This window comes from Burkholderia sp. NFPP32 (assembly GCF_900119325.1).
Taxonomy (GTDB): domain Bacteria; phylum Pseudomonadota; class Gammaproteobacteria; order Burkholderiales; family Burkholderiaceae; genus Burkholderia; species Burkholderia pyrrocinia_C.
Genome location: NZ_FPJP01000051.1, coordinates 1 through 9,499 on the forward strand (window position 1 = coordinate 1; position 9,499 = coordinate 9,499).

Genomic DNA, 9,499 nt, shown 5'->3' on the forward strand with positions numbered 1-9,499 from the left:
CGAGTCGAGCATCCGTTTCATATCGTCAAGAACCTGTTCCGTCATCGCAAGGTGCGCTACAAGGGACTGCTCAAGAACACGGCGCAACTGTTCAGTCTGTTCGCCTTGGCGAACCTGGTGATCGCGCGAAACCGGTTGCGCTCGGTTCATGGGAGCAGTCCGTCATGTGGGTGAAGGATGCGAGAAATGAGGTGCACATCCGGGTCAAATTCAACCGAGTTGGCGGCGCTTCACTTCCGCATCCGCAAATTCCGCACCAGTGCCATCGACAACCTTGCGGGATGGCCTATTAATCAGTGTTTCCCTAACTTGTGTGTAATGAAATGCCTTAAAGCGGCGAAACAGGCGGATTCCCAGCCCATCCTCGAGATGCCGCATCTGATAGCTAACCGCCGCTTGCGTGACGTTCGATTCGGAGGCCGCCTTCGTGAAACTCATATGACGCACCACACATTCAAATACTTTCAGACCATTCAGTGACGGAAGTTTTTCCGTCATTGGATCGCACCGTGTAGGGATACCGGTAGAGGACCGGGTCTTCGGCGTCGTCGATTCGAGCGCTATTAGCCGGCTGCTGACATATCCTCATTTTTTGCAGGTCAGAAATATGTCACTTGGATCATTAAACCATCGAATCAGCACGCTGAAACTCCACCCATGACAATTTCTCATATCGTAGCACGCAAGATGTCATTTTCCGGGAAACCGGCTTCTTACGATGCTTCGCGCCGTATCTCTGCCGTAAATTCATCTGTAAGCAGCACATCTTCAACCAACGAATATAATAATGGACTATCTCAATAATCGTCACGATGATATTGACGTCGGTACGTTGGCTAAGCCGAGGGCACGTAATGCAGCAAGAATGGCGGAAATCAGCGGACCGCATTTCAACGCGGCGTATGAGAAAGGATTGATGGGCGTATCGTGCCGCGTGGGCGATTATCGCCGCATAGAAATCGCAACCACCGGGCAGCAGGTGGTCGACTACACGCGTTGTGGCTATCTGAACCTCGACAGCCATCCGCGCGTGCTCGCTGCCGCGCGCGCCGCAGCCGACGAGATCAAGTCGGTGCACTTCTCGGTGGCGCGCACACGCCTGTCGGCGGAGCCGCTGGCCCGTCTCGAAAGCACGCTGTCGAACCTGTTCCAGGTCAACGGCGTGGTGGTGTTCCCGACGGTTGCAGCCGCCAACATGGGCGCGCTGCCGCTGCTCGCGGCGGGCCTGTTCACAGGTGGCGCCAAGCCACTGATCGTGTTCGACCGCTTCGCTCACGTCACACTGCAATATCACATCCCCGTGCTGCGTGAGGAAACCGACGTGATCGTGATCGAGCACAACGATCTCAAACAGCTCGAACGTCTGTGCCAGAGCCATCCGCTGGTCGCCTATGTCGGCGACGGCGTCTACTCGATGGGGGGCGCTGCACCTATGCGCGAACTGCGCGCGCTGCAGGACAAGTACGGCTTGTTCGTCTATCTCGACGACGCACACGGCATCTCGGTCGTCGGCAAGTGCGGCGAAGGTTTCGTTCGCTCGCAACTATGCGAACTCGATCACCGCACGATCATCGCGGCCTCACTCGGCAAAGGCTACGGCGCAGTAGGTGGCATGTTGATGCTCGGCTCACGCGACATCGAAACCGCGGTGCGCCGTTATGCGCCAACCTATGGTTTCTCGTGCGCGCCGAGTATGGCTTCGGTGGGCGCGGCGCTGGCCTCGGCGGAGATCCACATGAGCGAGGAACTCGGCATGCTGCAACGTTCGCTGCAGCAGAACCTCGCGCTATTCGACCACGTGATCCCGACCGAGACGATCGGCAGCCAGTTGCCGATCCGCATCTACCGCATCGGCAACGAGGAGCGCGCGATCGCAACAGGCGAATATCTGCTCGAACGCGGCCACTACGCCTCGGTGGTGTTCTTCCCGACCGTACCGCGTGGCGAGGCTGCACTACGCATGGCTGTCACAGCCGCACACGAACCAGACGACATCCGCGAACTGTCCGCCCTGCTGCGCGCGGCCGAAAGCGAGGAGACGGCGGAGGCCAACGGCGTGGCCATCGCGGGTTCGAGCGAAGCCGCACCGGCGCTCGTCTGACGCGGTCCGTTTCGGGAGCATTCACATGAAAAAAATCGATCTGGGTCAATCGTTCGCGACGGCAATCGTCAATTTCGACATCGCCGCGGCGACGGACCGCGAAATCGCCGCGATCCGCGAGCTGACGTATTCACGCAAGGTCGTCGCGTTGAAGAACCAGCGGGTGAATCGCGACGCGTATCTGAGTTTCGGTCGGCACTTCGGCGAACCCGAACAGTTCCGGCTCAAGAACTATCACGACCCCGACTACCCGAACATCCTCGTGATCGATAATCGGAACGGGGGCGCCACCGGGCAATCGGTGGGCGCGCGCAAGCTCGGCAACATGTGGCACAGCGACTCCTCATATCTGACCGAACCGCTGCCACTCACCTTCCTGCATGCGCAGCGCGTGCCGGGCCGCGGGGGCCAGGGCGACACGCTGTTCGTCGACATGCAGGAGGCTCTGCGCACGCTGCCGGTGCGTCTGCGTGAGCGCATTGAGGGTCGTCAGGCGAAGCACGACGTGCGCTGGACCTACAAGGTTAGGCAGAGCGATCTCGGGGAATCGGTGCAGGAGATCTTCCAGCGCCTCGCCACGACCTTCCCGGCCGTCTCGCATCCGACCATCGTGCGTCATTGCCACACTGGCCGCGAAACGCTCTACTTGAGCCCCGGCTACACGACGCATATCGAGGGGTATTCGGACGAAGACAGTCGCGCGTTGCTCGACGAGATCTTCGCGCACGTGCTGCGACCCATGCAGATCTTCGCCTACCACTGGGAAGCGAACGATCTGCTGATCTGGGATAACCGCTCGGTTATCCACTGCGCGACCGATCTGCCGCGCGAGACGGAACGCATCATGCACCGGATCGGCATCAACGACGGCGGATTCTTCTGCACGCAGGAAGAGGAGATGACGGCATGACGGCTTCCTGGGCAAACGCCGACGGCGGCAAGAAACGGCTGTTGGTTGCGCACATTCTCGGCCAGACGGGCAAGGACATCCTCGCCGCTCGCGAGGATGTCGAAGTGATCGAGTTCGCCAACACGATCGGGCAGGATGCGTTTCGCGCCCTGCTGTCCGCCCAGCCGGCCGTGCATGGCGTGATCCTCGGATCGACCGCCTTCGGTCGCGCCGAACTAACAGCCGCCAAGAGCCTGCAGGTGGTGTCGCGGATCGGCGTCGGCTACGACGCGGTGGACGTGCCGGCCATGAGCGCGGCCGGCATCCCGGTCATGATCGGCACCGGCGCGAACTGCGACACAGTCGCCGAGCACACGTTGTCGTCCATGCTCGCGCTCGCCAAGCGCGTGCACGAACTGGACGCGCTGGTGCGGATGAACCGCTGGCACGAACGCTATCGCTATCTGCCGGGCGAAGTGCGCGGCAGTGAGGTGCTGATCGTCGGATTCGGCAGGATCGGCTCGCGCGTCGCGCAGCTGTGCCAGGCCTTCGGTATGCGCGTGCGCGTCTATGACCCGTATGTAGCCCACGACGCGCTGCTCGCGGCCGGTGTCGACCCGGTCGACGATCTCGATGCGGCATTGCCGAGCGCCGAGTTTGTCACGCTGCACTGCCCGAAGACGAGCGAGACGATCGACCTGATCGACGCAGCACGCCTGGCCCGGTTCCGGCATGGCGCGTTCCTCATCAACACGGCGCGCGGCGGCATCGTCGACGAAAGCGCGCTGGCCGAGAGGCTGACGAATGGACATCTCGCCGGCGCGGCCATCGACGTGTTCTTGCCCGAGCCGCCCGTGCCCGGCAACCCATTGCTGGAGATGTCGAACGTGATCTGCTCGCCGCATCTGGCGGGCGTCACGCGCGAGGCAGTCGAACGCATGGCGCACCTCGCAGTCGTCAACGCGCTGAGCGTATTCGACGGCGGGCCGCAACTGGACAACGCCGTCAATCGCAACGCCGTTGCCACGCTGGCGACAGTCTGACACGTGCCGGTCCGGCGGACTGCCGGACCGGCGCTTTACCCAAGCACAGGAGCACAACAATGACAACGCTTCGCTACCACTTCCTGGAGAACCAGCGCGACGCCATGATCCTGCTCGCGCGGATCATGATCCTCGCGATCTACCTCTATTTCGGCTGGACGTACCTGACCGATCACGCCACGGTGCTCGCCTACCTGCGCTCGGTCCATGCACCGGTGCCCAAATGCACGGCGATCGTCGCGACCGTCATCGAATTCTTCGGTGGCCTCGTGCTGCTGTTCGGTTTCTGGACGCGCCCGCTCGCTGCACTGTTCGCCGTATACACGATCGGCACCGGCATCATCGGCCACGCGTTCTGGAATTCGACGAATCCGGCCGAGCACCACGCCTTCTTCGTCCACTTCTTCAAGAACATCAGCATCTCGGCCGGCTTCCTGTTCCTGTGCGCGCTGGGGCCGGGCAAATACTCGATCGACGGCAAGTAAGGCTACCTCTCCCAAAGAATACGGAGTCCCGCATGACTGACAACACCGGACCGATCGCCGACCTGCGCGACTGGCTGGCCCGCGTCGAGCGCATCGGCGAGTTGCAACGGATCGACGCCGCCATCGACGCGCGCGAGGAAATGAGCGCGATCACCTATCTGCTCGCGAAGACCGAAACCTCGCCCGCCGTGCTGTTCGACACCGACGCGAAGCCCTACGGTCTTCGCCATCTCTGGAACCTGTTCGGACCCAGCGTCGCGCGCACCGCGATCACGCTCGAGGAAGACCCGGCCACGCCCACGCTGGAACTGATCCGCCGCACCAAGGACAAGCTGCGCGTTGCGATCGACCCGCGCGAAGGGACGACCGCCGAGGCGCCGCTCTACCAGAACAGCCTGTACGGCGCCGACATCGATCTCTCGAAGCTACCGATCCCGCAGCACTGGCCGCGCGACGGCGGCCGCTACGCGGGCACGGCCGACGCCGTCATCACGCGCGATCTCGAATCGGGCTACCTGAACGTCGGCACCTACCGGATGATGATCCAGGGGCCGCGCCAGGTCGGCCTTTCGCTGGCGCCCGGCAAGGACGCGCTACGCCATATCCACCAGGCCTGGGCACGCGGCGAGGCGCTGCCGGTCGCGGCGGCATGGGGCGTCGATCCGCTGCTGATGGTGGCGGGCTCGCAATCGCTGCCTCCGGGCGTTTCGGAATATGGCTTTGCGGGCGGCATCAAGGGTCGTGCCATTGACGTGGTTCGCGCGACGCAATCCGACCTTCTGGTGCCAGCCGCGGCCGAGATCGTCATGGAAGGACTGATCTATCCCGGCGCGACGAAGGAGGAAGGTCCGTTCGGCGAATTCACGGGCTACTACGGTACCAAGGACATCGACTGCCCGCTGATCGAGGTGACGGCGCTGCATTTCCGCCACCGTCCGATCCTGACCAATGCGCTGATGGCCGACTATCCGTCGAACGAACAGAGCGCATTCTTCTCGACCATCCGCTCCGCGAAGATCTGGGCCGATCTCGACAAGCTCGGCATTCAGGGTATCAAGGGCGTCTATGCGCATCCGGCCGCGGCCGGCGCGTTCGCCCTGGTCGTCATCAGTCTCGAACAGCGTTACGCGGGCCACGCTGCACAGGCGCTCTCGCTCGCGGCTCAGGTGCCCGGCGGCGCCTACGTCACGAAATGGATCATCGCCGTGGACGACGACGTCGACCCGACCGACATGGATCAGGTGCTGTGGGCCATGGGCACGCGCACCAATCCGGCCGACGACATCGACATCCTGCGCAACACACGCGGCTCGCCGCTCGATCCCTCGCAGAACCCGCCCGAGAAGCGGCTGTACGGCTCCAAAGCCCTCATCAACGCCTGCAAGGACTACCGCCACCTTAAGACCTTCCCGCGCCGCACACTGCTGCGCGAATCAGTCTACCAGCAGGTTGCCGAACGCTGGCGCGAACTCGGGCTGCCAGGCGAGCCGGCCAGTGTCGAGCGTTTCGACACCGTGGATGGCGCGGGTGAAGCATGAGCGCGCACGCACCCGTGCGGCGCGTGGTAGTCGGCATCACCGGCGCGAGCGGCCAACCTGAAAATCGGCCCACCACTCACGTTGCTGATTTTGACGACCAAGTTGAACCTCGCGACGCGGCGCTCACGAAAGCACGCGAATGACATCGGCGGAACGCTATTCGATTTCTCGGCGAATTACTGTATCTCTATTAATCGGCGTTCAGGTCGACGATTCTCGTGGCGTTCCCGATGTGCGAACCGGTCGATGAATCCACTCGTGCGCACGACGGTAATCAAGCAGTCCCGATATATTCGTGGATCGTCAAGCATCACCGCGAAGCCGTGCCGAGGTGCGCTTCGCCGAGCGTTTGGCGTAGTCGATCGTGACAGAAGTTTGCGCTATCGTGCTGCGGTGATTGTGTGAGCCAGACAAACTCCAATGCTGATTCGCAAACAGGGTCGCCAAATCAAGTTGGTGCGCATCGAGTCCTCGAGCCGGCACGCAGCGGCAGGGCGTGCGCGGGAGGGCAGTCAGGGAGGCCGCGGTGGACGTCACGTCATCGGATCTTTCCGCGTGGACGACCCAGTGCCGGCCGCGCTGCTCGATGCACTTACCCGCGACGAGCACAGGATGCTCGCTTGTTGGATGGACGTCTATCAAGAAGACTTGGCGCGCGCGCGAGCATTACCGGTACTCGCCCGCGCCCCAGAGCAATTCGACGCTATCGTCGCTGCATTGGATGTTGCCGCCGATACTTTGTCGGCCGAGGACGCAGACCACCTTTGGGCGCAATTGCGGACCGTCGCGCGCACGCTGAAGCGGGCAGGGCATACCCGACCGCGCACAGCGCGCCGGCCGACGCCATCGCCACCTGGCCAACGAGATTTCTTCTGTGACGCCGACGAGTTCGCGCAGCCTGTCGATCAGTGAACGGCCCTTGGCATCAAGGCTTGCCGCGTCACTAACTCTCGCCGGTATCTCGTGTTGGCTTTTCCGCGACTATTCGTAGCGCGTGATAAAACGATTAAAGACGGTGGGTGGGTTCAGGACCTTGGCGGACTCGTTCTCCAGTGCCTCGGCCCCGTTGTCATTTGTGATCGGAACAGGCGGTCGGCGCTTGTGTGGTGAGCCTACGTTCGTCCAGACGTAGGGAGGGACGTGATCAGCACTGCACCGCATGAGGTCTTGTGGCCGTCGAACGATGCGAAGGTTCCAGCTCCTTCATCTTGGCCATCAGCGGCACGTCCATCCCGCCGTACTTGCCGCGCCAGTTGTAGAAGGTCGCCGTGCTGATGCCCAGCTCCCGACAAATCTCCGGCACCGCCACACCAGCTTCCCCCCGCTTGAGCGCTTCCATGATCTGGCTATCCGTGAACTTCGACTTCTTCATTGCGTAGAACTCCCTTTGCTGGAAATTCTACTTCTGATCCCGCTTACTGGACGGGAGGATTACCGACACAATCGTCGCTTTCGTCATCCGCAGGTTCAAGGTGACATTGCCGGGTGCTTACGATGAACGGCAGGTACGGCTCAATCATCGAGGGCTTCGGCGTCGGACCGTATCGCGGCAGGCCGGCATTGACGAGCACCCGCTGCACCGTCTCGCGGTGCACGTGCAACTGCTTCGCGATGGTGCCGCACGGCCACTTCTCGGCGTGATACAGACGCAGGATTTTCGCCTCGAGTTCAACCGGAATCGTCATCGGGATCTCCACGATCTATGCGACGGCCGAAGGGCTCTCCTTCGGGATAGGCACGACGAGAACCACGGCGGCGCACGAAGCCGGTTCGCACCAGCTGCGGCAGCGGGCCACCGCAGCAATGACAGCGCAGCGGCGTCGGCGCCGCCGCAACGCTCTGGCCGGCTTTGACCAGCCGAACCGCTTCCAGCTTGAATTCGAGCGTGTAGCGCGCCCGCGTCATCTTGCTCGTCTTCTTGACTCTCCTTGCTTGAGTTTAAACGCTCAGCAAGGAATTCGTTTTGCGGGGGCAAGCTCAGCGCCTGTTCAAGCGGGCTACCCGGAAGATCTACCTGATCGTCGATGGTCATCCGGTTCACCGGTCTGTTGCTATCAAGCAGTTCGTCGCCGAGTACGCCGATCGCTTGTGCCTGATCCGGCTGCCCGGCTACTGTTCCGAGTTGAACCCGGATGAATTGCTGAATCAGGACGTGAAAACCAACGCGCTCGGCAAGAGCCGTCCGACCAACAAAGCGGACATGATCCGGAACGTCCGGAGCCATCTGCATCGTCGGCAGAAGGAACCTAACGTGATTCGTAACCTGTTCAACGAGAAACATGTCCGTTACGCCGCTTAAGTATCACGCACTATTTGATGAACTTGTCAGTAACGCCCGCAGCAGCAAACGACCGCCGTCGGTAAGAACCGGGGCAGCGCGTCCCGCATCGTGTTGCTTTAGATAGACTAGCTGCCGCTCAACCAGTGTTGCGAGCGTGTCGGAACTTAGATTCGTCCACTCGGCGTCGTGCGCACGATCGATGACCATCAGGGCCGCAAATTCGTGAGGGCTTAGCAAGTCGGTTCTCCTCGGCAAGAGGGCACAGTTTGACAGTGGAGGTATGAATTGCCCGACCGGGCCAATGAACCGCGCAACTGTGCCACGCGGTCACATGAACTCGGCAAGAACACCATAGCCGTGTCGCGGAACCTATCTTAAACATTTACCCAATACTTAAGATAACGCTCCCATAATATTTTCCGTGCCGCGCATTATGGGTTGCGTATAAACGACACGGCACACTTCAATCTAAATGCACGATTTCTGCAAAAATTCAAGGACATGAAATGAAATCCGAGCAAAAGTCTTATTCGGAAAATTGCTCGGACCGTCGATAAATTGCACCTGCGTCACGTCCGCTGCTTGAGATATTTTTAAAAGATTAAATTTTTGCAGTCACAATTTATTTGCTTCCAAGTCCTCGTCAAGTTGGTTGCCGATGCAATCAGATGGGTTAATGGGGCACTAAGAGGTAGCGATCCAGGCCGATTTGTCGCCAATTCTCAATAAAAATATCGAGTCCAATGTCCGATTTTGGCTTCGCTATAAAGATGTCAATTGTTTAAATTTGTAAAATTGCCTTCCAGTAAAGCCTGGCAAAAAATGTCGCGCCCTAAGGAAACGCTGATTAATCAGGTTCGGCGGTCATCGCTGACGTCGCCGAGGACGTTGTAGAAGGAAGCTCACGGAACGGACTCATAGTGATGAAGCGGCAGATCAGCTTTGCAGAAGCGGAAAGTGCAGGCAAGAAGCGAGTGACCAAACGTCAGCGCTTCCTGGCGGAGATGGAGAAGGTCGTACCGTGGCCGCGCTTGCTGTCGGCGATCGAGCCGTACTACCCGAAGGGCAAGCGGGGCCGTCCGCCGATTGGCCTGGAGCGGATGCTCCGAATCTACTTTCTGCAGCAGTGGTACGGCCTGTCGGACGAAGGTCTGGAAGACGC

Annotated in this window: 12 protein-coding genes and 1 pseudogene; 9 read left to right on the forward strand and 4 right to left on the reverse strand. The window is 60.7% G+C overall.

The window, feature by feature from the left end; all coding sequences use genetic code 11:
* The coding region (locus tag BT264_RS38925) for a transposase (RefSeq protein WP_143156766.1) at positions 1–174 on the forward strand (174 nt) is incomplete at its 5' end.
* Positions 175–210: 36 nt separating this feature from the next.
* On the opposite strand, the gene BT264_RS40400 is transcribed toward BT264_RS38925, so the two are convergent.
* Positions 211–498, reverse strand: a complete 288-nt coding sequence (locus tag BT264_RS40400; protein WP_083534455.1) for a LysR family transcriptional regulator — start codon at positions 496–498, stop codon at positions 211–213.
* Between the two features lie 289 nt (positions 499–787).
* On the opposite strand from BT264_RS40400, the gene BT264_RS36560 reads away from it, so the two are divergent.
* From BT264_RS36560 to BT264_RS36585, 6 genes are all read left to right on the forward strand, one after another.
* Positions 788–2,101, forward strand: coding sequence for an aminotransferase class I/II-fold pyridoxal phosphate-dependent enzyme (locus tag BT264_RS36560; RefSeq protein ID WP_083534459.1), 1,314 nt, complete (start codon positions 788–790; stop codon positions 2,099–2,101).
* 25 nt (positions 2,102–2,126) lie between these two features.
* Complete coding sequence (locus BT264_RS36565; protein ID WP_072445422.1) at positions 2,127–3,011, forward strand: TauD/TfdA dioxygenase family protein; 885 nt, start codon at positions 2,127–2,129, stop codon at positions 3,009–3,011.
* Complete coding sequence (locus BT264_RS36570; protein ID WP_072445423.1) at positions 3,008–4,033, forward strand: hydroxyacid dehydrogenase; 1,026 nt, start codon at positions 3,008–3,010, stop codon at positions 4,031–4,033. The genes BT264_RS36565 and BT264_RS36570 overlap by 4 nt, the downstream gene beginning before the upstream one ends.
* 59 nt (positions 4,034–4,092) lie before the next feature.
* A complete protein-coding gene (locus tag BT264_RS36575; RefSeq protein ID WP_072445424.1) occupies positions 4,093–4,518 on the forward strand; it encodes a DoxX family protein in 426 nt (141 codons plus the stop codon).
* A complete protein-coding gene (locus tag BT264_RS36580) occupies positions 4,476–6,056 on the forward strand; it encodes a UbiD family decarboxylase (protein WP_218173373.1) in 1,581 nt (526 codons plus the stop codon). The genes BT264_RS36575 and BT264_RS36580 overlap by 43 nt, the downstream gene beginning before the upstream one ends.
* Before the next feature lie 555 nt (positions 6,057–6,611).
* Complete coding sequence (locus BT264_RS36585) at positions 6,612–6,968, forward strand: hypothetical protein (RefSeq protein ID WP_256260775.1); 357 nt, start codon at positions 6,612–6,614, stop codon at positions 6,966–6,968.
* Positions 6,969–7,236: 268 nt separating this feature from the next.
* On the opposite strand, the pseudogene BT264_RS36590 reads toward BT264_RS36585, so the two are convergent.
* The 3 genes and pseudogenes from BT264_RS36590 to BT264_RS37710 form a co-directional block, all read right to left on the reverse strand.
* Positions 7,237–7,428, reverse strand: a pseudogene (locus BT264_RS36590) (transposase); the annotation flags it as partial.
* Positions 7,429–7,471: 43 nt separating this feature from the next.
* Positions 7,472–7,741: a helix-turn-helix domain-containing protein gene (locus tag BT264_RS36595; RefSeq protein ID WP_256260776.1), complete on the reverse strand. Its 270-nt coding sequence runs from the start codon at positions 7,739–7,741 to the stop codon at positions 7,472–7,474.
* A complete protein-coding gene (locus BT264_RS37710) occupies positions 7,725–7,961 on the reverse strand; it encodes a hypothetical protein (protein WP_083534463.1) in 237 nt (78 codons plus the stop codon). Before BT264_RS37710 ends, BT264_RS36595 begins: the two co-directional genes overlap by 17 nt.
* Before the next feature lie 58 nt (positions 7,962–8,019).
* Between BT264_RS37710 and BT264_RS36600 the strand changes: the two genes are divergently transcribed.
* Both BT264_RS36600 and BT264_RS36610 read left to right on the forward strand, forming a co-directional pair.
* Positions 8,020–8,355 carry a transposase gene (locus tag BT264_RS36600; protein ID WP_256260777.1) on the forward strand — a complete coding sequence of 112 codons (336 nt, stop codon included), beginning with the start codon at positions 8,020–8,022 and terminating at the stop codon, positions 8,353–8,355.
* Between the two features lie 905 nt (positions 8,356–9,260).
* Positions 9,261–9,499: transposase (locus BT264_RS36610; RefSeq protein WP_143156768.1), on the forward strand; the 239-nt coding region annotated here is incomplete at its 3' end.

Coding starts and splice junctions, on each gene's coding strand:
- BT264_RS40400 (WP_083534455.1), bottom strand. CDS start 498: ATGACGGAAAAACTTCCGTCACTGAATGGTCTGAAAGTATTTGAATGT.
- BT264_RS36560 (WP_083534459.1), top strand. CDS start 788: ATGGACTATCTCAATAATCGTCACGATGATATTGACGTCGGTACGTTG.
- BT264_RS36565 (WP_072445422.1), top strand. CDS start 2,127: ATGAAAAAAATCGATCTGGGTCAATCGTTCGCGACGGCAATCGTCAAT.
- BT264_RS36570 (WP_072445423.1), top strand. CDS start 3,008: ATGACGGCTTCCTGGGCAAACGCCGACGGCGGCAAGAAACGGCTGTTG.
- BT264_RS36575 (WP_072445424.1), top strand. CDS start 4,093: ATGACAACGCTTCGCTACCACTTCCTGGAGAACCAGCGCGACGCCATG.
- BT264_RS36595 (WP_256260776.1), bottom strand. CDS start 7,741: ATGACGATTCCGGTTGAACTCGAGGCGAAAATCCTGCGTCTGTATCAC.
- BT264_RS37710 (WP_083534463.1), bottom strand. CDS start 7,961: ATGACGCGGGCGCGCTACACGCTCGAATTCAAGCTGGAAGCGGTTCGG.